The 21427-nt window shown below is 64.6% G+C and carries 22 protein-coding genes; 14 read left to right on the top strand and 8 right to left on the bottom strand.

Annotated features, from left to right (window positions below):
- The first annotated feature begins 19 nt into the window (after positions 1-19).
- From aspS to QY049_RS05145, 4 genes are all read left to right on the top strand, one after another.
- Positions 20-1789: an aspartate--tRNA ligase gene (gene aspS, locus QY049_RS05160; RefSeq protein ID WP_301269138.1), complete on the top strand. Its 1770-nt coding sequence runs from the start codon at positions 20-22 to the stop codon at positions 1787-1789.
- 436 nt (positions 1790-2225) lie between these two features.
- Complete coding sequence (locus tag QY049_RS05155; RefSeq protein WP_194476235.1) at positions 2226-4535, top strand: NADP-dependent malic enzyme; 2310 nt, start codon at positions 2226-2228, stop codon at positions 4533-4535.
- A 186-nt stretch (positions 4536-4721) separates the two neighbouring features.
- A complete protein-coding gene (locus QY049_RS05150) occupies positions 4722-5174 on the top strand; it encodes a DoxX family protein (protein WP_194476234.1) in 453 nt (150 codons plus the stop codon).
- 205 nt (positions 5175-5379) lie between these two features.
- Positions 5380-6804, top strand: coding sequence for an outer membrane protein (locus QY049_RS05145; RefSeq protein WP_301269137.1), 1425 nt, complete (start codon positions 5380-5382; stop codon positions 6802-6804).
- 17 nt (positions 6805-6821) lie between these two features.
- Here the strand turns inward: QY049_RS05145 and QY049_RS05140 are convergent, their stop codons facing one another.
- The 4 genes from QY049_RS05140 to QY049_RS05125 all read right to left on the bottom strand — a co-directional run bounded on the left by QY049_RS05140 (position 6822) and on the right by QY049_RS05125 (position 10916).
- A complete protein-coding gene (locus QY049_RS05140; protein WP_194476232.1) occupies positions 6822-7373 on the bottom strand; it encodes a dihydrofolate reductase in 552 nt (183 codons plus the stop codon).
- Between the two features lie 7 nt (positions 7374-7380).
- Complete coding sequence (locus QY049_RS05135; protein WP_301269136.1) at positions 7381-8406, bottom strand: polysaccharide deacetylase family protein; 1026 nt, start codon at positions 8404-8406, stop codon at positions 7381-7383.
- Between the two features lie 174 nt (positions 8407-8580).
- On the bottom strand, positions 8581-9144 hold the full coding sequence (locus tag QY049_RS05130) for a glutathione peroxidase (RefSeq protein WP_301269135.1): 564 nt from the start codon (positions 9142-9144) through the stop codon (positions 8581-8583).
- Between the two features lie 86 nt (positions 9145-9230).
- Complete coding sequence (locus tag QY049_RS05125) at positions 9231-10916, bottom strand: L,D-transpeptidase (RefSeq protein ID WP_301269134.1); 1686 nt, start codon at positions 10914-10916, stop codon at positions 9231-9233.
- Between the two features lie 208 nt (positions 10917-11124).
- Between QY049_RS05125 and QY049_RS05120 the strand changes: the two genes are divergently transcribed.
- On the top strand, positions 11125-11673 hold the full coding sequence (locus QY049_RS05120) for a CreA family protein (RefSeq protein ID WP_194476228.1): 549 nt from the start codon (positions 11125-11127) through the stop codon (positions 11671-11673).
- Here the strand turns inward: QY049_RS05120 and QY049_RS05115 are convergent.
- Positions 11663-11878 carry a hypothetical protein gene (locus QY049_RS05115; RefSeq protein ID WP_367401174.1) on the bottom strand — a complete coding sequence of 72 codons (216 nt, stop codon included), beginning with the start codon at positions 11876-11878 and terminating at the stop codon, positions 11663-11665. The two genes, QY049_RS05120 and QY049_RS05115, sit on opposite strands and share 11 nt — an antisense overlap.
- Positions 11879-11956: 78 nt before the next feature.
- On the opposite strand from QY049_RS05115, the gene QY049_RS05110 reads away from it, so the two are divergent.
- The gene (locus QY049_RS05110; RefSeq protein WP_301269133.1) at positions 11957-12364 is read left to right on the top strand and encodes a hypothetical protein; all 408 of its coding nucleotides are present in this window, start codon (positions 11957-11959) and stop codon (positions 12362-12364) included.
- 33 nt (positions 12365-12397) lie between these two features.
- Entirely contained in the window at positions 12398-12763 is a 366-nt protein-coding gene (locus QY049_RS05105) for a hypothetical protein (protein WP_258761935.1), read from the top strand.
- Between the two features lie 4 nt (positions 12764-12767).
- On the opposite strand, the gene QY049_RS05100 is transcribed toward QY049_RS05105, so the two are convergent.
- On the bottom strand, positions 12768-13025 hold the full coding sequence (locus QY049_RS05100) for a DUF6719 family protein (protein WP_258761934.1): 258 nt from the start codon (positions 13023-13025) through the stop codon (positions 12768-12770).
- 67 nt (positions 13026-13092) lie between these two features.
- Positions 13093-14553, bottom strand: a complete 1461-nt coding sequence (locus QY049_RS05095) for a PLP-dependent aminotransferase family protein (RefSeq protein ID WP_301269132.1) — start codon at positions 14551-14553, stop codon at positions 13093-13095.
- Positions 14554-14577: 24 nt separating this feature from the next.
- On the opposite strand from QY049_RS05095, the gene QY049_RS05090 reads away from it, so the two are divergent.
- The 7 genes from QY049_RS05090 to QY049_RS05060 all read left to right on the top strand — a co-directional run bounded on the left by QY049_RS05090 (position 14578) and on the right by QY049_RS05060 (position 20984).
- The gene (locus QY049_RS05090; protein WP_301269131.1) at positions 14578-15342 is read left to right on the top strand and encodes a pyridoxamine 5'-phosphate oxidase family protein; all 765 of its coding nucleotides are present in this window, start codon (positions 14578-14580) and stop codon (positions 15340-15342) included.
- A gap of 52 nt (positions 15343-15394) precedes the next feature.
- Positions 15395-16672, top strand: coding sequence for an ArgE/DapE family deacylase (locus tag QY049_RS05085; protein ID WP_301269130.1), 1278 nt, complete (start codon positions 15395-15397; stop codon positions 16670-16672).
- A gap of 156 nt (positions 16673-16828) precedes the next feature.
- Positions 16829-17638, top strand: coding sequence for an alpha/beta hydrolase (locus tag QY049_RS05080; protein WP_301269129.1), 810 nt, complete (start codon positions 16829-16831; stop codon positions 17636-17638).
- Positions 17639-17672: 34 nt separating this feature from the next.
- Positions 17673-18512, top strand: a complete 840-nt coding sequence (kynA, locus tag QY049_RS05075; protein WP_301269128.1) for a tryptophan 2,3-dioxygenase — start codon at positions 17673-17675, stop codon at positions 18510-18512.
- Positions 18513-18522: 10 nt separating this feature from the next.
- Positions 18523-19725, top strand: a complete 1203-nt coding sequence (gene kynU / locus QY049_RS05070; protein WP_301269127.1) for a kynureninase — start codon at positions 18523-18525, stop codon at positions 19723-19725.
- Positions 19726-19827: 102 nt separating this feature from the next.
- Entirely contained in the window at positions 19828-20226 is a 399-nt protein-coding gene (locus QY049_RS05065) for a PaaI family thioesterase (RefSeq protein WP_258761927.1), read from the top strand.
- Positions 20227-20378: 152 nt separating this feature from the next.
- Positions 20379-20984, top strand: coding sequence for a GNAT family N-acetyltransferase (locus QY049_RS05060; protein WP_258761926.1), 606 nt, complete (start codon positions 20379-20381; stop codon positions 20982-20984).
- Between the two features lie 74 nt (positions 20985-21058).
- On the opposite strand, the gene QY049_RS05055 is transcribed toward QY049_RS05060, so the two are convergent.
- The gene (locus QY049_RS05055) at positions 21059-21364 is read right to left on the bottom strand and encodes a hypothetical protein (protein WP_015686575.1); all 306 of its coding nucleotides are present in this window, start codon (positions 21362-21364) and stop codon (positions 21059-21061) included.
- Positions 21365-21427 lie beyond the last annotated feature (63 nt).

Here is a 21427-nt window from a genome sequence, read left to right as displayed (position 1 = left end):
ATTGATTTTTGGGACGACCATGCATCGCTACCGGTCACATACATGCGGCGCGCTCCGCGAGAGCAACATCGGCGAGACCATCCGCCTCTCGGGCTGGGTTCATCGCGTTCGCGACCATGGCGGCGTGCTGTTCATCGACCTGCGCGACCATTACGGCCTGACCCAATGCGTGGTCGACCCGGACTCGCCGGCATTCTCGCTGGCCGAAAAGCTGCGTTCGGAATTCGTGGTCAAGATGGACGGCAAGGTTCGCCGCCGCCCCGAAGGCACCGACAACGACGACCTGCCGACCGGCAAGATCGAGATCTACGTCAGCGAGATCGAGGTGCTGGGTCCTGCCGGCGACCTGCCGCTGCCTGTTTTCGGCGATCAGGAATATCCTGAGGATATCCGGCTGAAGTACCGCTTCCTCGATTTGCGCCGCGAAAAGCTGCACCAGAACATCATGACGCGCGGCGCGGTGGTCGACTCCCTGCGCAAGCGGATGAAGGAGCAGGGCTTCTTCGAATTCCAGACGCCGATCCTGACGGCCTCATCGCCGGAGGGCGCGCGTGACTTCGTGGTGCCGTCGCGCATCCATCCCGGCAAGTTCTATGCGCTGCCGCAGGCGCCGCAGCAGTACAAGCAGCTGTTGATGATGTCGGGCTTCGACCGCTACTTCCAGATCGCGCCCTGCTTCCGCGACGAGGACCCGCGCGCCGACCGTCTGCCGGAGTTCTACCAGCTCGACGTCGAGATGAGCTTCGTCACCCAGGACGATGTGTTCGCCGCGATGGAGCCGGTCATCACCGGCGTGTTCGAGGAGTTCGCCAACGGCAAGCGTGTCACCAGAAACTGGCCGCGGATTCCGTTTGCCGAGGCGCTGCGTAAATACGGCACCGACAAGCCAGACCTGCGCAACCCGATCGAGATGCAGAACGTGTCGGAGCACTTCCGCGGCTCCGGGTTCAAGGTGTTCGCGCGCATGCTCGAAGACCCGAAGAACCAGGTGTGGGCAATCCCGGGCAAGGGTGGCGGCAGCCGCGCCTTCTGCGACCGTATGAACTCGTGGGCGCAGGGCGAAGGTCAGCCCGGCCTCGGCTACATCATGTGGCGCGAGGGCGGCGAGGGCGCGGGGCCGCTCGCCAACAATGTCGGCCCGGACCGCACGGCCGCGATCCGCGAACAGCTCCATCTCAAGGAGGGTGATGCCGCGTTCTTCGTGGCCGGAGACCCGGAGAAGTTCTGGAAGTTCGCCGGCATGGCGCGCACCAAGGTCGGCGAGGAGTTGAACCTGATCGACAAGGATCAGTTCGCGTTCGCCTGGATCGTCGACTTCCCGATGTACGAGTATGACGAGGAGAACAAGAAGGTCGACTTCTCGCACAACCCGTTCTCGATGCCGCAGGGCGGCCTCGACGCGCTGAAGTCGCAGGATCCGCTGACCATCAAGGCGTTCCAGTACGACATCGCCTGCAACGGCTACGAGATGGCGTCGGGCGGTATCCGCAACCATGTGCCCGAGGCGATGGTGAAGGCCTTCGAGATCGCCGGCTATGGCGAGCAGGAGGTCGTCGAGCGGTTCGGCGGCATGTACCGCGCGTTCCAGTACGGGGCACCGCCGCATGGCGGCATGGCCGCCGGCCTCGAGCGCATCGTCATGCTCCTGTGCGGCACCAACAATCTGCGCGAGATATCGCTGTTCCCGATGAACCAGCAATATGCCGACCTCTTGATGGGCGCGCCGTCGGAAGCGACGACCAAGCAGCTTCGCGAGCTGCATGTGCGGGTGAACCTGCCGCAGAAGTGATCTCGTGCTCCGGACGCTGCGCAACAACGCTTGCGCGTTGCAGCGCGTCCGGGACACGAGGGTTCGCTATCTTCCTGCAACCCCGTCGATGCCTCGATCCTGAATTGCGCCAGCGCGTTCTGCGGGTCGGATTGCAGGAGCTGCATGATCTGCATCAGCGACGCTTCGGTCGCCCGGCAGCGTGACTCGTCCTCGTTCTCCGTTGCTCATTGTGCGCTGCGCAAGCTGCCACCTTCGGGGAGCGTCGCAAGGCCCAGGCAAAGCTAGCGCTATCAGGTGTTTGACAGTGCGCCCTGTTGATGGGGGCGCAATCGGATGTTGCCACCGGGCCTTCGGCCGTGCTTGATCCGGTTTCCACGACCCGGAAATACCAACCGCTTGGAAGGCTGCTCCGGATGATGCATTTTGAGGCCGGTAACGCGAGGCAAGAGACCGCATGTCGTCCTATTCCGATGATCTCCACCAGGCGGCGCTGGCCTATCACCGTCTGCCGCGCCCCGGAAAGCTCGAGATCCAGGCGAGCAAGCCGCTCGCCAACCAGCGCGACCTCGCGCTTGCCTATTCCCCGGGCGTTGCCGCCGCCTGTACCGAGATCGCCAAGAACCCGGCGGAAGCCGCGACCCTGACGACGCGCGCCAATCTGGTCGCCGTGGTCTCCAACGGCACCGCGGTGCTCGGCCTCGGCAATATCGGCCCGCTGGCCTCCAAGCCGGTGATGGAGGGCAAGGCCGTCCTGTTCAAGAAATTCGCCGGCATCGACGTGTTCGACATCGAAATCGCCGCCGACACCATCGACCGCGTGGTCGAGACGGTTGCGGCGCTCGAGCCGACCTTCGGCGGCATCAATCTCGAAGACATCCGCGGACCGGAGTGCTTCGAGATCGAGGCGCGGCTGAAGGAGCGCATGAAGATCCCGGTCTTCCATGACGATCAGCACGGCACCGCCATCATCGTCGCCGCCGCCATCACCAATGGCCTCCGCCTGAACGGCAAGAAGCTGTCCGACGTCAAGATCGTGGCGTCGGGGGCAGGGGCCGCGGCGATCGCGACGCTCAACCTGCTGGTGTCGATGGGTGCGCAGCGCAAGAACATCTGGGTCTGCGACATCGATGGCCTCGTGCACGAGGGGCGCAACACCTCGATGGACCGCTGGAAGGCGGTCTACGCGCAGAAGACCGACAAGCGCACGCTCGGCGACGTCATCGGCGGCGCCGACATCTTCATCGGCCTGTCGGCCCCCGGTGTGCTCAAGCCCGAGATGGCCAAGTCGATGGGCGAGAAGCCGCTCATCATGGCGCTCGCCAACCCGACCCCGGAGATCATGCCGGAGGAGGCGCGCAAGGTGCGTCCCGACGCGATGATCTGCACCGGCCGCTCCGACTACCCGAACCAGGTCAACAACGTCCTCTGCTTCCCCTTCATCTTCCGCGGCGCGCTCGACGTCGGCGCCAGCGCCATCAACGAGGAGATGAAGCACGCCGCCGTCGAGGCCATCGCGCAGCTCGCGCGCGAGGCGCCGTCCGATGCGGTCGCGCAGGGCTTTGACACCGGCGAGACGCAGGGTTTTGGCCCGGGCTCGCTGATCCCCAGTCCCTTTGATCCGCGTTTGATTCTCCGCATCGCGCCCGCCGTGGCAAAGGCTGCGATGGAGTCGGGCGTCGCGACGCGCCCCATCACCAATTTCGACGAATACACCGCGCTGCTCGAGCGCTTCGCCTTCCGCTCCGGCCTCGTCATGAAGCCGATGTTCGCGAAAGCAAAGACCCAGCCGGTTCGCGTGATCTACGCCGAAGGCGAGGACGAGCGCGTGCTGCGCGCCACGCAAGTGGTGCTCGAGGAGAAGCTGGCGACGCCGATCCTGGTCGGGCGTCCCTCGGTGGTGGAGGCGCGCATCAAGCGCTTCGGCCTGTCGATCAAGGCGGGCAAGGATTTCGACCTCGTCAATCCCGAGGACGATCCGCGTTACCGCTCCTACGTGCAGTCCTATGTCGAGGTCGCCGGCCGCCGCGGCGTGACGCCGGATGCGGCGCGGACGGTGGTGCGCACCAACAACACTGTCATCGCGGCGCTCGCGGTGACGCGCGGGGAGGCGGATGCGATGCTCTGCGGCGTCGAGGGCCGCTACATGAGCCATCTGCGTCATGTCCGCGAGATCGTCGGCTTCTCGCCTGGCGTCAGCGACTACGCCGCCCTGGCGCTGCTGATCACCAGCAAGGGCGCGTTCTTCATCGCAGATACGCAAGTGAGGCCCAATCCGAGCGCGGAAGAGCTGGCCGAGATCGCTTCGCTGGCCGCCGTCCACGTCCAGCGCTTCACCATCAAGCCGAAGATCGCCTTCGTCTCGCATTCCGATTTCGGCAGCTACGACACCGACTCCTCGCGCAAGATGCGCCGGGCGACCCAGCTGTTGAAGGAGAAGCATCCGGAGATCGAGGCCGACGGCGAGATGCAGGGCGACACCGCGCTGTCGGCTGCGGCGCGCCGCATGGTGCTGCCGCACTCCAAGCTCGAGGGCGAGGCCAACATCATGATCATGCCGAGCCTGGATACCGCCAACGTCGCCTATCAGATGATCAAGTCGCTGGCGGACGCGCTCCCCGTCGGTCCGATCCTGATCGGCCCGGCGCGGACCGCGCACATCCTCACCCCCTCGGTGACCGCGCGCGGCATCCTCAACATGACGGCGGTCGCCGTGGTCGAAGCGCAGGAGCGCGCGGCCCGGCAGCAGCCGACGTTGTTTACGTAGAACGGAAGCGTCATCGGAAGTGCAAATCCTTCTCCCCTTGTAGGGACCTTGTAGGGGGAGAGGGGAAGAGGCGCTCCGCCGCTTTTGAATAACTTGCGGTTTTCCATTTCCCCGTTTGTAAACCGCGAACGGACTCTTCATAATCCTTGTGCGTCCCGTGCTCAGCGTTTTGCCAAGAGGCCGATCATGCCAGCGTTCGTGACTTTCGGGCGAATCCTGTTCGCCGTTCTGTTCATCTACACGGGCGCGACCAAGTTCTTTCCCCTCCAGGCGACGGCCGATTTCATCGCTGGCAAGATCGTGGTGCCCGATGCGATCGCGCCCTATGCCAAGCAGGTCGAGACGGCGACCGCGATGACGACGCCGCAGCTGCTGGCGATCGCGGCCGGCGGGCTCGAGATCATAGCGGGGTTGATGATCGCGCTGAATTTCGGTGCGCGTTTCTTCGCTCTGCTGATGGTCATCTACGTGGCGGTCTCGACCGTCCTGTTCTCCGATTTCTGGAATCAGGCGGCGCCCGACAATGCGGCGATGGTGGTCGACGCGCTGAAGAATCTCTCGATCATCGGCGCGCTGTTCATGATCATGGGGTATGGCCGCGCCACGCGGTCGGCCGAAACCGCCTACGGCGACGTCTAGCCGGACAGGCGTTTCTGCACGCGCGAGTGCGCGTGGCGTGAACCCTCATTCACACGTTATGGCTTTGAGATCACAGCGGTTCTACAAAATCGCGGCCGCTGGACCGAGCGCACCTTTCTAGCCTTGTCGGACTCTGCCGGAACCGAATACGACCAGTCGACCGGTTGGATGGGCTCGACCGGCATGGCGTATTCGGGGGCGGGACTTGGTTCATTCGAAGCGACTGATGGCGGGTGCGGTGGTTGTTCTGGGAGCCGCGCATGCCGCAGCCCTTGCCGTCACGGCGGCCGATGCTGCCGACCTGCCCGTGAAGGCGCCGCCGCAATTGGCGCCCGCGGCGAACTGGACCCAGTTCTATGTCGGCGCAGGACTTGGCTTCGACTTCGCGTCGGGGCAGTCGAACCTGGCGCCGCTCGGCGGCGGCCCTTCGCTCTTCAGCCTCGACGGCTTGCAGGGCGCCGATCTCGGATTGTCCGCGTTCGCCGGCTTCGACGTCCAGGTTGCGACGCGCTTCGTGGTCGGCGGCTTCGTCGATTACGACTGGTCGCGGCAGCGGACGACCGTGAACGTGGGCGGGGCTGGCTTCGGGCAGACCCTCACGGCGGCCATGCCGTCGCTCGACCAGGGCTGGACCATCGGCGGTCGTGCCGGATTTCTGGCGACGCCCGATATCCTGCTCTATGGCCTCGCTGGTTACAGCCAGATGCGCATCAATGACTGGAATCTCAATTACGCGGTGCTCGGCGGCGGCCCGTCGTTCACCGTGCAGGAGCCCGCACTGACCGCGTACGGCTATACGGTGGGTGCAGGCGCGGAGTATCGCCTCGCCAACAATTGGTCGCTGCGTGGCGAGTATCGCTATGTCGGGCTTGGCCACAACACCACGGTCGATCCACTCGGCGCGGTCTGGACCACCGATCTGTCGGAACATGTGATCCGGATCGGCGCGGCCTACCGCTTCGGCCAGTTTGGCGGTGCCGCGACGACTGCGGCAGCACCGGCGCTCAATCCGGCGTGGACCGGTGTCTATGTCGGCGCCGGCATAGGCGGTGACGCCATCACGCCCCATGTTGCGGCCTCGGCTCCTGGCATTCTGGACTTCAACGCGGCGGGCCTTGGTGGCGCCGATGTCGGCGGCACCTTCACCATCGGCTACGATCGTCAGATCGCACCGAAATGGGTGATCGGCGCATTTGGCCTGATCGACGTCGCGACGAACGGCGGGGCGAGCATTACGGCGACGGGCGCCGGTGCCGGAGGAACGATCACGTCGGATCTCGCCTCGGTGAAGTGGGCCTGGACCGTGGGCGGGCGTGCCGGCTATCTCGTCAGCCCGGAGACACTCGTCTACGTGCTCGGCGGTTACAGCGGATCGACGGCGCGTTCCGTCAGCTACGATCTCTTCGGCGCCATTCAGAGCACCAGTCCGGCGCGCGAATATCACGGCGCCACGATCGGCGGCGGCTTCGAGCGTTTCTTCAGCGACAGGATCTCGGCCCGCGCCGAATATCGCATGACGCATGTCGAGACGCGCGACGATCTGACGGACAGCTTCTTCACCAGCCTGAGCGCGGGCGGCACGATCCACACGCTGCGCGGTTCACTGGTCTATCACCTGCCGACGCCCTGAGCCGCCGATCGGCGGAGCTAGCCCCGCCGCCACGGCGTGACGGTGACGTCGTGCGCGGCGTCGAGCATGTAAGGCGTGCCCGGCGCCAACCCGTGTGACGCCAGCACCTCGTGCGGAGTCCGCCTGGGCACATCGACGAAACAGCCTTCGCCGCCGGGCAGCCGCACATGCGGGGCTTCCGAGAGCCAGAACGTGTCGTAGCGGTGCATGAACATCTCGAACACGACGGGGCCGCCGATGACGGCGACCCGTCCCGCCGCGACATCGGCAAAGGCGCAGGCATCCTCGAAGCTCGCATGCTCCGGATTCCACAGCGTCGCGTTTGGCATCTCCGGATCGACGGTGAGGGCCTTGATCTTGCGGGTGGCGATCAGCCGCTTGCGCTTGGGCGAGTTCGTCTGCTGTTCGTACGAGTTGCGGCCGTGCACGATCAGCGCGGCGCCATCGAGCGCCTGCTCGAAGAACAGCTTGTCGCCTTCGAACTTCAGGCTGTCGGGCATGACGCGGCTGGCGTCGGCAAGCATGCCGTCCGCCGAGACGATGACGTAGCCTTCGAAATGGAACGTCAAGCGACGACTATTCGGAAACGGTCGTCACCACGGAACTGACCGGACGCGTGCTCACCGTCGGCAGCTTGACGTCCTTCATCAGCTCCTGGTCGTATTCGGGGAGCGAGGCGACCGGCGCCTTGGCGCGCATCGCCACCACCTTGTAGCCGCCGGCCTTGAGGCGGTTCAGCAGCTCGGGCAGGGCTTCCGCCGTGTGCTTCTGGAAGTCGTGCATCAGAATGATGCCCTTGCCCTTGTTCTCGAGCTTCTTCATCACGGTCTCGATCACCTTCTCGGGCTTCGAGGCCTTGAAGTCGAAGGAGTCGATGTCGCAGGAGAAGATCGCGACGTTGCGGTTGCCGAGATAGGTGACCATCTCCGGCGGATGTTGCAGCGCCGGGAAGCGGAAGAACGCAGCCGGCGAAATGCCGCCGAGCGCCCACTTCACGGCGCTGATGCCCTTCTCGATCTCTTCCTTGCGCTGCGCTTCGGTCAGCTTCTTGTTGTTGAGGTTGGCGTGCGACCAGGTGTGAGTGCCGATGGTGTGGCCGGCCGCGTACACCTGCTTCAGGAGCTCCGGCTCGTAAGTGGCGTGCTTTCCGATCGAGAAGAAGATGCCGGTGGTGCATTGGTCGGCGAGGGCCTTCAGCACGGCGGGCGTGTTGTGGGGCCAGGGACCGTCGTCGAAGGTCAGGACGACCTCCTTGTCGCGCAGGAAGTCGAGCTCCTTGAAATGCTCGAAGCCGAAGCCGGGACCGCCTGTGGTGTCGATCTCCACGGTGCGGGCGACGCCCAGTGCGTTCGGATTGTTGCAGGCCGCGCGCGCCGGCTGCGGCGCCTGTTGCGGTGGCGGCGGGAAGGCAGCGGCTTGCGACGCGGGCGCTGCAGCAGCGGGGGCCGCAGCGGCCGGAGCCGGGGCTGCAACAGCCGGCGCCGGCGCGGGAGCGGCCTGCGTGGCCGCCACGGGTTTCGCAGCCGGGGCTTGCGACCAAGCCGCGCCTGTCAGCGCAACAGAGATCGCGCCTGCCAAAATCAGTCCTGCCGCCACACGCATGGTGTTGTCCTCGAGATGATCCCGTTGTTCCGCCGTGGCTTTTCACCTCCGGCAAAACCTATCCTGCCCAAAATATCTTACCGTTCATCCTAGCCTAGATGGTGGTCCGTCGCCATTGCAACGGCTGTTTGGCACTTCGCCACAATTGTGCCCAAGCCTCTTTCGAGAGGCGCGTCAACTGTCCGCCAATGCCCGCGCGATCGCAGTCTTGATGCGGGTGTCGGCAGGCTCGACCGCGGATGGAAACACCTCGGCGATGTAGCCATCACGACCGAGAAGGTATTTGTGGAAGTTCCACTTCGGAACTTCCTTCGGCCGCGCTTCGGCGGCCCATCGGTAAAAGGGATGCGCCTTGGCTCCGACCACGACCGCCTTTGCCGTCATGGGGAAGGTAACGCCGTATTGGTGATGCGCGGTCTCCGAGATCTCGCTGGTGCCTCCCGGCTCCTGACCGCCGAAATCGTTGGAGGGCACGCCGATTACGACAAGGCCGCGCGCGCGAAACTCGCTCCAGAGCTCTTGCAGGCCCGCATATTGCGGCGTGTATCCGCACAGCGAGGCCGTGTTCACGACCAGCACCGGCTTGCCGGTGAAGGCGGCGAGGCGAATGTCGTCGCCTGATAGCGCCGGGAAGGAGAAGGCGTAGGCGGAAATCCGGCTCATGCCGCCATCGGCCCGCGCGCGCGTTGCCGATGCTGCGAGCAGCGCCGCGGTGAGTACGGTTCTGCGGTTCATCATGACGGCGTCCCCCGGATGTGATCCGGCACGAAGCTTACTCCGCCGTTGCGGCCGTCCCGCTCAACACCGCGTTATCGCTGCCAGGCTCAGTAGAGGCGGACGATGAAGTCGGTGCCTTCGCCGGTCTCGCCCTGGTTGATGCCCTGGTCGGAGACGATGACCGAGCCGCCGGTGGTGAGCATCTCGTTGATCTTCGCCATGGCGTCGGCGGGGATCGTGATGCGATCCAGGGCCTCGGCCGGGCTATCCGGTGTGACCACGGGCTTTGCGGCGACAGGGATCACGGCGGCGCCGCGCCGGCGCACGACACGGCCATCATCGTCGCGCGCCGCGGCACGGACGGAAACCGGCAGCGACACGACCGACCAATGCAGCGCATTGGAATCGGACTTGTCGACTTCGGCGGTGAAAACGTGCGTGCCGAGCGGCCGGTCGCTTGCGGCGATCGTCACGGGCACATCGAACAGCGGCGCAAAGTTCTGCCGCACGTAGAGCTTGGAATCCTTGCGACTGATGAACACGGCAATCTGGCCGGTCCGCTTCGGCAGGTCGGGCTTCACTGACGGCGCGGGATCGGCGACGCGGGTCTGGTCCTTCTTCACATCCGGCGGAGCAGCTTGCGCAGGAGCCGTGGCCGTCACTGCCGCGTCGGGCTTCTTCTCGGTTGCCGTCGTGTCGGCCTTGACCGGCTCAGACTTTGCGGCCTCGACCTTGTCGTCCGAAATTGCCTTGGGCGCTTCGGCAGCCTCGGCTGGCTTCGCGGCCGGGCTCACTGTGTCGGCAGGCTTGGCTGCATCGTCCGTCTTCGCAGCTACGTCGGGCTGCTTGACCGGCTCGGAAGCCTCGGCTGACTTGGTGTCGTCGGTCCTGACCTCGGTCTTAACTTCGGTCTTGGCGGTTTCCTCGCGGACCGGTGCATTGCCCGTGGTCACGTCAGACATCACGGCATGGCCGACTGTGGAGCGCAACTCGAGCACGGCGTCGGCGCTGGCGGTCTGTGTCTCCAGCGATTTGGTCTCTACGGGGCTGGCGTCCGTGACCCTCTCAGGCGCGCCCTTGTCCGCCTTGTCGCCGACGCTGGTCGTCGGCTCGAGGCTTGCTGCGGGCTGTGGCGGGACACGCAGCGAGGCGAGCATCGGATGCGAGAAGCTTTGCGGCGTCATCTGGCCGGGCGTGACGATCACGCGCGCGCCCATCTTGGTCCAGTTCCACATCTTCACCGCGAACGCCATCGGCATGCGGATGCAGCCGTGCGAGGCCGGATAGCCCGGCAACACGCCGGCGTGCATGGCGACACCGGACCAGGTGATCCGCTGCATGTACGGCATCGGCGCGCCGCTGTAGATGTTGGAGTGGTGGAATTTGTGCTTCTGGATGATGCTGAACACGCCCATCGGCGTCGAGTGGCCCTTCATCCCCGTCGACACCGGCGATTCCGCGAACACGCCGTTGGAATCGTAGATCGTCACCTTCTGCCGCTCGATCGAGACGACGATGACGAGCGGACCTTGCGGCTTCGCGCCGCTCTCCTTCTCGACGAGCGCCTCTTTCTTGTTCCTGGTGGAAGCAGCGCTGCGCTTCTGCGGCCCCAGCCGCGGCTCCTCGATACGCCGTACCTGCCGTCCATAGGATCCGTCGGAATAATCAGGATAATAATAGAACGCTGCTTCCGCCTGGCTCACTGTCCCGATCGTACCTGCCGCCGCCAGAATCGCGACCTGCCACAACCGTGCCGGCGCAGCCGAAAAAGGGGACCCGTTCACGCTATTCATTCCTCGAATCCGCAATCCAAATCAGACGTTAGTGTCGCAGAGGGGATACGCGTTCACTAGCACGGCAGTTCTGCCGTCAGCGACTTTTGTCCAATCCGTAACAAAAAAGCCTCACGGAGCGGTAAACGGCGGCCGTGTTCGCCTGCCGTCATCTTCCTGACGCGACATCCCATACCTACATTGCGGGGACTTGTTACCGGAGAACTTCATGTCATCTCGTTTCCCCGGTCTTTCCGGCATCCGCTTGAAAGGCCTCGTTTTATTCCTTCTGGCATTGGTCGCGTCCGCGGCAACCGCGCAAGCCGCCGACGAACCGGATCTGATCTTCCGCCGCTCCACCGTGTTCAAGTGGATGAGCCCGAACGACAAGCTCGCGACCTATGGCCTGGACGACCCCGAGGTCGAGGGCGTGGCCTGCCATTTCACGGTGCCGGAGAGGGGCGGGTTCAAGGGTTGGCTCGGGCTTGCCGAGGAGGTCTCTGACGTCTCGCTCGCCTGCCGCCAGATCGGCCCGATCAGGTTCAGGGACAAGATGGAGCAGGGCGACGACATGTTCCGCAAGCGCCGCTCGCTCTTCTTCAAGAAGATGCAGATCGTCCGCGGCTGTGACGCCAAGCGCAATGTGCTGGTCTACATGGTCTATTCGGACAAGCTGATCGAGGGATCGCCGAAGAACTCGACCTCGACGGTGCCGATCATGCCGTGGGGACCGGCTGACGCGAACGTCCAGAAATGCGGCGACTTCTTTACTCAGTAGTATGATCGCGGCTGAGGTGCGGTTTCACGAGGTGCGAACCGCTCAGCCGCACGAATGCCTGCGGCGCGGCCTCGCAGCCGCGTCCCGATTGCAGTGCCATCGCGCCAGGCGAGTCACTGCGGCGGCTGATCCGTCGATCGGCGCGGTCCGGCGGCTGCGTCGTGTCGCGCATCGTTGCGCGATCTTGCGCCATCATAATGACCATCCCTCACATCCGACCCTCGGATGCCAACCTCTTCAGCAGAAAACCGTAAAATGCATGTGAAGCGCTGACGTCGTCGATATGACCGCACGGCTTCAGCCAGGCCGAACGCTGGTTCCCAAGCGGGTTCAAGGTGCCGTCGCCCCTTTTGAAATGATTGATGTTTTCCGCGAATTGTTTCGTCAGGCCGCCGCCGACGAAACAATTCTCACCGGCAATGAAACCATTTTGGGCTTTGGGCGCATCACGGGAGAAACCGGTGATGGTTATCAGCGTCACAACGACGACGGCAGACCGCCGGCCACGCAATTCAGGGACATCGCCATGCGCGCGCTCAGTTTCATCCTGGCTTTCGGCTTCGTGCTCGCAGGTTCGTCGCTCGCCGGCGCGCCGGACGGCGATCTTCCTGGTATCGGCACCTTCCATTACAGCGGCTCGCCGGTCACGATCACGGCGGCGCAGCCGGTGGTTCTCGCAGCGCGCTTGTGATCAGCAACAAGACATCAGCCGGCAAAGTCCATCATGCACCTTCGTCTCTGCGCCGCGGCGTTCCTGACCCTTCTGACGATCGGCTCCGTTGAGGCGCAGGTGCGCGCACCGAGCCGGTTGCCGGACCCGCGCACCGAATTCGTGAGGCAATGTGCCCCGCGCATGCTCGGACGCTGGGAGCATCCGGAGGAGGTCTGCGGCTGTCTGCATGATCATGCCGCGGCCGTTGTCGAGGACCGCGACCTTCGCGAGGCGCTGCTGCGCGGCATCAGCGAAACCGGCGTTCCCACCATCGAGACCGATTGGGTGCCGGTATCAAAGCAAAGCGAGATCGGCGCCACCTTCACCAAGATCGCCAAGCCGACCCTGCAGTGCATGTTCGATCCGGCGAAGTCTTAGGCGGTCACCTCGACTTCGGGCCGAACCGCGGCACGCAACTGGCCGTTCGCACCACGCCCTTGTCGGTCATCTTCGAACCGCGCACTTCCTTGACCTGTCCCGCTGGGCAAGTTCCGTCATCCACTTGCACGCGTTGGCCGAGCTTGAGGTCGACGATGTCCTGCTCGCGTCCGACCGTCGTTGCGCAGGCCGTTGACACGAGCGCAGTGGAGATCAGAAGCGCGAGGCAGCTTGCGCGGCCAATTGTTGTGACATGTGACATGATGAGAGATCCCGAAAGCGAGCCGGGATGTTAGGGAGCGATCGGTGATTCTGATAGTCAACCTTCGTCATGCCCGCCGGGCCGGCTTGACTTTGCGCAAGGCGAAGCGTGCTTCCCGCGCCAGCCGTTCGGCGGCGACGACGATGTGTGGAACCGCGTGCCCCGAAAATCCCAGCACGAAACCGGGCAGGGGTCGCGCCCGCGCGTAGGTGTCGGCGAGCAGCCAACCTTCCGCGCCAGCGGCCTGCTTCGCCTCGGTCGCGGCGACAGGCGCAACCGATGGATCGAACCGCGCCACGAGGTGCAGGCCCTGTGACGGCACCGGAACCGACAATGCGCCGTCCGAGGCCGCCTCGAGCGTCTCGGCCAGCGCATCGCGCGCCTCGCGATAGAGTCTTCGCACGCGCTTCAAATTGGCCGCAAACGCGCCGGAATTGAGCATGTCGGCGACCGCACCCTCCATCAGCGTGGCAGGAAAGCGGTCGAGCGCGGCGCGCGCGGCGGTGACGTCGCCGATGAGGCGCTCGGGCAGCGCGCAATAGCCGATGCGCAAGCCCGGAAACAGCGTCTTGGCGAAGGTGCCCATGTAGATCACACGCTGGAGGCGATCGATGCCGGCGAGCGACATCAGCGGCGCGCCGTCGTAACGGAACTCGCTGTCGTAGTCGTCCTCGAACACGAAAGCCCCGGCCTGCCTGGCCCAGTCCAGCAGCTCGAGCCGCCGCGGCATCGACATCTGCACGCCCAGCGGAAACTGATGCGACGGTGTCACATAGGCCGCGCGCGCCGATGGAGCGGCGGTGCGGCCTCTGGCGACTTGCAGCCCCTGCGCATCGACGGGAACGGGTACGGTGCGATAGCCGCATTGCGCGATGGTCCTGCGCGCGATGGGATAGCCGGGATCCTCGCACCAGACCCGATCGTCGGTCTTCAGGATCGCACCGAGAACGATGCGCAGCGTGTGCAGCGTGCCCGACGTGAGCATGATCTGGTCGGGGTCGCAGCGCAGGCCCCGCGCCGAAAGCAGATGATCGGCGATCGCGACGCGCAACTCGCGGCTGCCGCGCGGGTCGCCGTAATGCAGATGCTCGCTGCCAAAGGCGCGCATCCGCCGGCCGACGAAGGCGCGAAATCGCTGCACCGCGCGCTCGTCGATATGCGTGCAGCCGAGTGCGAGCGCGCCTCGCCGCGGCGTCTCGACGATGACCTTCGACTTCTTCGGTGCTGTGGCACGCGTGGGAATCCGCGCCGCGACGTAGGTGCCGGAGCCGACGGTCGCTTGCGCAAATCCGTCGGCGATCAGCCGCTCATAGGCGGTGACGACGGCGTTGCGCCGAAAGCCGGTCTGCTTCGCCAGTGTGCGCGAGGGCGGCAGCGGCTCGCCCGGTTTGACCAGGCCAGAGACGATCATCTCGCACAGCGCCTGGTACAGCCGGTGTGCCGATGACGCGCCGGGGGTGATATGCGGCCCAGCGAGATCGAGCGGCAGTTCGGTCTTTCCAGGGGAATTGGTCGGAATTTTTTGCATGGAATTGGCACTATCGCAGACCAAATGCGTCGCTACAACGGCTCTGGAATTGTTCCAGATACGACAGGAGTGGCCGTGAGCCCGAATTCCTATCCGACGTCAGCGCGCAACCAGGTGAAGCGCCGGCACGACCGCGGCTTCTACGATTACGCCACCGTTCACCGCATCCTGGATTCCTCGATGCTGTGCCACGTCTCCTACGTGATCGACGGCCAGCCCTATTGCACGCCGACCTTCTTCTGGCGCGAAGGGAGCAGGCTCTATTGGCACGGCTCGAGCGCGAGCCGCATGCTGCGCAACCAGACCAGGGGCGAGCGGGTGTGCCTGACGGTTGCCCATCTCGACAGCCTCGTGCTGGCGCGATGCGGCTTCAATCACTCCGCCGACTACCGCGCGGTGATGGCGTTCGGCACCGCCTATCTGGTCATTGATCACGAAGAGAAAGAGCGCGCGGTGGTCGCGATGGTCGACCGCTTCTTCCCGGGTCGCACCGCGAGCTTGCGGGCCAGCAACGTCCAGGAAATCAAGGCGACCTCCTTCATCGCGATGGAGATCGAGGAAGCCTCGGCAAAGGTCCGCGCCAAGGGTGTAGCCGACGACGATGAGGACTACGAATTGCCCATTTACGCCGAGCGTATTCCGGTCCGCACCGTTCTCGGCGCGCCGGAGCCGTGTCCGCGGCTGCTCGATGGCGTGACGCGCCCTGCGACGCTGACTGGCTATTCGGAAGGCCGACTGCTCGAAGATGCATTGCGGGATGCATATTTTGTGGAGTACCCGAACGGCTGAAATCGGCTAGCTTGCGCGCACCCTTGATCATTTGGATGCCCGGAGTTGCCTGATGAATGCCGAAACGCAGCAGAGGATTCTTGACGCCGTCGATGCCGGCTTCGAAGCCCAGCTTGCGACGACACGCGATTTCGTCGCGATCCCTTCGACCCGCGGGGCGGAGGGACCGTGCCAGGACATGATCGGCGATCTCCTTCGCGCGCGCGGCTATGAGGTGGACGACTGGCATATCAATGTCGACGACTTGAAGGATCTGCGCGGCTTCGGTCCGATCGAGCATGACTTCTCCAAGGCACGTTCGGTGGTCGGCACCTATCGCCCGGCGACCGAGACCGGCAAATCGCTGATCCTGCAGGGCCACTGCGACGTGGTGCCCGCGGGGCCGCTGGAATTGTGGGACACGCCGCCGTTCTCGCCCGTGATCAAGGACGGCAAGATGTTCGGCCGCGGCGCCTGCGACATGAAGTCGGGCACCATCGGCGCGCTCTACGCGCTGGATGCGATCAAGGCGGCCGGCCTCAGGCCGACGGCGCGAATTCACTTTCAGTCTGTGATCGAGGAGGAAAGCACCGGCGTCGGCGCGCTCTCGACGCTGCAGCGCGGCTACCGCGCCGATGCCTGCTTCATCCCCGAGCCCACCGCCGGCAAGATGGTGCGCTCGCAGGTCGGCGTGATCTGGTTTCGCCTGCGCGTGAAAGGCCATCCGACCCACGTCGCGTTTGCGGGCTCTGGCTCGAACGCGATCATGGCGGCATATCACCTCGTCCACGCCTTGCAGAAGCTCGAGATCGAGTGGAACGAGCGTGCGAAAGCGGATCGTCACTTCAAGACGCTCAACCATCCGATCAATTTCAATCCCGGCATCATCAAGGGCGGCGACTGGGCGTCCAGCGTGCCGGCCTGGTGCGACGTCGATTGCCGCATCGCGATCCTGCCGGGCTGGTCGGTCGCCGATCACCAGAAGGAGATTTTGGCCTGCGTTGCGGCTGCCTCGCGCAACCATCGCTTTCTCGCCAACAACCCGCCCGAGGTTGAATGGTCCGGCTTCCTGTCGGAAGGCTATGAGCTGACCGATTCCGCTGCGCCAGAGGCCGCATTCGGCAAGGCCTTCGACAAGGTTTATGGCGGCGCGGTCGAAGATCTCGTCTTCACCGCGCTGACCGACACCCGTTTCTACGGCCTCAACCACGGCATCCCGAGCCTGTGCTTCGGCGCCAGCGGCGGCGAGATGCACGGCTTCAACGAGTTCGTGGACCTGGAGTCGCTGAAGAAGACCACCAAGGCGATGGCACTGTTCATCGCGGAATGGTGTGGGGTGGAGAAGGCGTAGAGGCCGCTCCGTCTACGGCATCTTGGCTGGGTGCCGGTTGCCCGAAACAACGGCTCCGTCAAATCCTTTAAGCTTAAAATAAAGACTAGGATGCGGCCGCTCCCGGTGGCAGACTGGCGCCCGATCGCAAGGCCTGAGTCCGTCGAGGGAGTAGCAATGCGCGATTGGGATGACGCTTACGCCAACTCGGCCCATATCCCGGGCTCGGACAAGATGCCGGCGCAATGGGCGGAGCGGGCGGCGGTTTACCGCGCCGGGCTGAGAAGCTTTCGTCCCGATATCGCCTACGGGTCGGGCGAGCGCCAGCGTTTCGACCTGATCCTGCCCGATGGCGACAGCAAGGGCCTCGTCGTGTTCGTGCACGGCGGCTACTGGATGCGCTTCGACAAGTCGACCTGGACGGATCTCGCCGAAGGCGCGCGGCACCACGGCTGGACGGTTTGCCTGCCGAGCTACACGCTGACGCCGGCCGCGCGCATCTCCGACATCACCGCGGAGATCACCGCCGCTGTTGCGAAAGCGGCTTCGCTCGTCGCGGGGCCGATCCGGCTCGCCGGCCATTCCGCCGGCGGCCATCTCGTCACGCGCATGCTGTGCGAAGACAGCCGGCTAGAGCCCGCAATCTTCAACCGCATTGCCGGCACGCTCTCGATCAGCGGCCTGCATGATCTGCGGCCGCTGCTCAAGACGAAGATGAACGAGACGCTGCGCATGACCATGGAGGAGGCGACGCTCGAAAGTGCGGCGTTGTATCTGCCGCGCGGGCACGCGCCCGTGACTGCCTGGGTCGGCGGCAGCGAAAGGCCGGAGTTCATCCGCCAGTCCGACCTGCTGGCCAATGTCTGGACCGGCTTCGACGTACCGACGCGCCTCGTCGTCGATCCCGGGCTGAACCATTTCACCGTGATCGACGGCCTGAAGGATCCGTCGTCGCCGATCACTGCGCGCCTGATCGGGCTCGACTGACGAGGGCAGGGATGATCGATCGAGAGGGCTTGTCATGACGTCCAGCGATTACGATCCCGCAAAAGAAGGCGCCGAGACCGATTTCGCCCGCCGCATGTCCTATGGCGATTACCTCGCGCTGGATGCGATCCTCGGCGCACAGCATCCGCTCTCCGAAGCGCATGACGAGATGCTGTTCATCATCCAGCACCAGACCACGGAGCTGTGGATGCGGCTCGCGATCCACGAGCTCAGTGCCGCGCGCCGGGCCATCGCCAAGGACGAGGTGGCGCCCGCGATGAAGATGCTGGCGCGGATGTCGCGCATCTTCGAGCAGCTCAACAACGCCTGGGACGTGCTGCGCACGATGACGCCCAGCGAATATACGCGCTTCCGGTCGCAGCTCGGCCAGTCCTCGGGCTTCCAGTCGCGCCAGTACCGGCTGATCGAATATCTGCTCGGCAATCGCAACCACGCCATGCTGAAGCCGCACGCGCACGATGTGGAAACGACGATGCTCCTCGAGGCCGAACTCGCCACGCCGAGCCTCTATGACGAGGTGCTGCGGCTCGCCGACCGCAACGGGCTGAAGATGCCGGCCGCCGTGCTGGCGCGCGATGTCCGCGAGACCCACGGTTTCAGCGAGGGCGTGCTGCAAGCCTGGCGTATCGTCTACGAGGCGCCGGAGACGCACTGGATGCTGTACGAGCTCGCGGAAAAGCTGGTCGACTTCGAGGATTATTTCCGGCGCTGGCGTTTCAACCATGTCACGACGGTCGAACGCGTGATCGGCTTCAAGCGCGGCACCGGGGGCACGGGCGGCGTCAGCTATCTCAAGCGCATGCTGGAGGTCGAGTTGTTCCCGGAGCTCTGGCGCGTCCGCACCATTCTGTAGAGATCCATCCATGACCAGGCTTCGCGTCTACGACGACACAAGGGCGCTGTTCCACCTGCCTGACGGCGTGATCTATCTCGACGGCAATTCGCTCGGTGCATTGCCGCTCGGCGTCGCCGAGCGCGTCAATCGGGTGATCACCGCGGAGTGGGGCGTTAAGCTGATCCGCGCCTGGAACACCGCAGGCTGGTATGCCCAGCCACGCCATGTCGGCGATCGCATCGCGCGGTTGATCGGCGCCGAAGTCGGCTCGGTGATGGTCGGCGACACGCTGTCGCTCAAGGTCTATCAGGCGCTCGCCGCCGCGCTCGACATGAATTCGTCGCGCAAGGTCGTGCTGTCGGACACCGGCAATTTCCCGACCGATCTCTACATGGCCGAAGGCCTGATGGCGACACTCGGGCGTGGCCATCAATTGCGCCTGGTGGCGCCGGAGGCGATCGAGGCTTCGCTGTCGGAAGAGATCGCGGTGCTCTACATCACCGAGGTCGACTATCGCACCGGCCGTCGCCACGACATGGCGAAGCTGACTGCGAAGGCGCATGGGCTCGGCATCGTCACGGTCTGGGATCTCGCGCATTCGGCCGGTGCGCTGCCGGTCGATCTCGCAGGCTGCGCCGTCGATTTCGCCGCCGGATGCACCTACAAATACATCAACGGCGGCCCCGGCGCGCCGGCGTTCCTCTACGTCTCGCCGCGCCACGCCGATAACGCGCGCGCCGCACTGTCCGGGTGGATGGGCCACGCAAAGCCGTTCGCATTCGAGCTTGCCTACGCGGCCGCCGGCGGCGTCGAGCGCATGCGCGTCGGCACGCCGCCGGTGCTGGCGATGGCGGCGCTGGAGGCCTCGCTCGATATCTGGGACCGGGTCGACATCAAGGAGGTCCGCATGCGCTCGCTGGCGCTCGGCGATCTCCTGATCGCGGAAGTCGAGCGCCGCTGTCCGTCTCTGACGCTCGTGACGCCGCGTGCACACGAGCAACGTGGCTCGCAGGTCTCCTTCGCCTTCGAGGGCGGATACGCTGCAATGCAGGCCCTGATCGCCCGCGGTCTCATCGGCGATTTCCGCGCGCCCGACATCATGAGGTTCGGGATCACGCCCCTGTATATCGGCGAGAGCGAGGTCCTCCGGGCGGCCGAAATCATCGAGGAGGTGATCGCGGGCGAGGTGTGGCGGCGGCCGGAATATCAGGTCGTCAATGCGGTGACGTGAGGCGCGAAGTCTTTCCGAGGTCACAGCCATTACCTCCGACGTCATTGATTTGCCGCGCGAAGCCATTCACGTTGCGGCAACAATGAATTGGGAGGAGATCCGATGACGCCGCTGGAAAAGCTTAAAGCGATGAAGATGCCATTCGCCGATCTCAAGGGTGTCGAATTCGTCGAGGCCGAGAAGGATCGCGTGGTGGCGCGGATGACCGTCCGCCCCGATCTGTGCACGCTGCATCACACGATCCATGGCGGCGCGGTGATGGCGTTTGCGGATTCCGTTGGAGCTGCTGCGACCGTGATCAATCTGCCGGAGGATGCCAAGGGCACGACCACGCTGGAGAGCAAGACCAACTTCATTGGCGGCGCCAAGGAGGGAACCACTATCATCGCCACCGCCACCCCCGTTCACCGTGGCCGCCGGACCCAGGTCTGGACCACCAGGCTGGAGACCGAGGACGGCAAGCTGGTCGCTGTTGTGACCCAGACGCAGCTGGTCCTGTAAGACTACGGGGCCTTGATTTTATTAACGAATTAGTCGTTCCCTTCGCCTCAAACTTGGGCAGGTTCCCGTCTTGAAAAGTTTGTTGCGACGCACAATATTGGGGGCCTAGGGATTCGAACGCCTCCTCGAGGGACACCAAGAGGAGTTTTGACGTGGTACTTGAAGACACCGTCCGCACCGCCCCGGGCTATGTGCGGACCCTAATCCAGCAGGAAGAATTGCCGCTCTTGCGCGATCACCTGCTCAGGCTCGATGCCGAAAGCCGGCACGACCGATTCAACGGATTTCTCGACGACAGCTTCATCGAGCGTTACGCCGCCCGCTGCGCCGAGGATGGCACCGTCATCGTCGCCTATATCGTCGACGGTGTGGTTCGCGGTGCGGCCGAGCTGCATCCGCCGGAGGGCGATTCGCTGCCCGAAGTCGCATTCAGCGTGGAAGCCTCCGCGCGCCGCCAGAACGTCGGCACCGTGCTGTTCAGCCGCCTGATCGCGGAAGCGCGCTGGAAGGGCTACAAGAGCCTACGCATCACCACGGGCGCGGAGAACCACGCCATGCGCGCGCTCGCCAAGAAGTTCGGCGCGCACCTGCAATTCCGCCACGGCGAATCCACCGGCACGATCGATCTGACCAAGGCTCCCGAGGACGAGCTGGCCGATCTCGCGGCGGCGCCGTTCAAGGCCGGCCGTGCGCTTCTCAGCTTCAACTCGACCTGCTGGAAGCTGATTTCCAGCATGTACGGCAATCGCGCGGCCTGAAATCGAAGGCCTGAATCAAAAAAGCGGACCGGCCAGGCCGGTCCGCTTTCTTGTCGAAGCAAATGAATGAGCGCTCAGGTGCCGGTGCGCTTGTCGTTGCCGAAGCGGCGGACAACGCGGCGTTCGACCACGACCGAGCGCTGTGCGCCCTGTTCGCCGGCGATTACGCGTGTGGCGGTGATGCGGCTGTTGGTGCGGGCCTGCTTCTTCACCTCGGCCTGAACGACGTCGAGCGGCATCCCCATCAGCGCGGCAGCGATCTCGGCCTGCTGCTCCTGGTCGTCGGTGATGCCGACGGCGGCGAAGATCGCCTCATCCAGGGTGGGCGGATCGTGGCGCACGCGCCGCGTGCCATATTTGGTATTCCAGTCTGCGCTCATAACGGCCTCGTCTTGATGCCGGGATACCTAGTGCCATCGATGTTGCATTGCAATATGAAATCA

Source organism: Bradyrhizobium sp. WYCCWR 13022 (genome assembly GCF_030435535.1).
Classification (GTDB): domain Bacteria; phylum Pseudomonadota; class Alphaproteobacteria; order Rhizobiales; family Xanthobacteraceae; genus Bradyrhizobium.
This window is presented reverse-complemented; position numbering and strand designations above follow the sequence as displayed.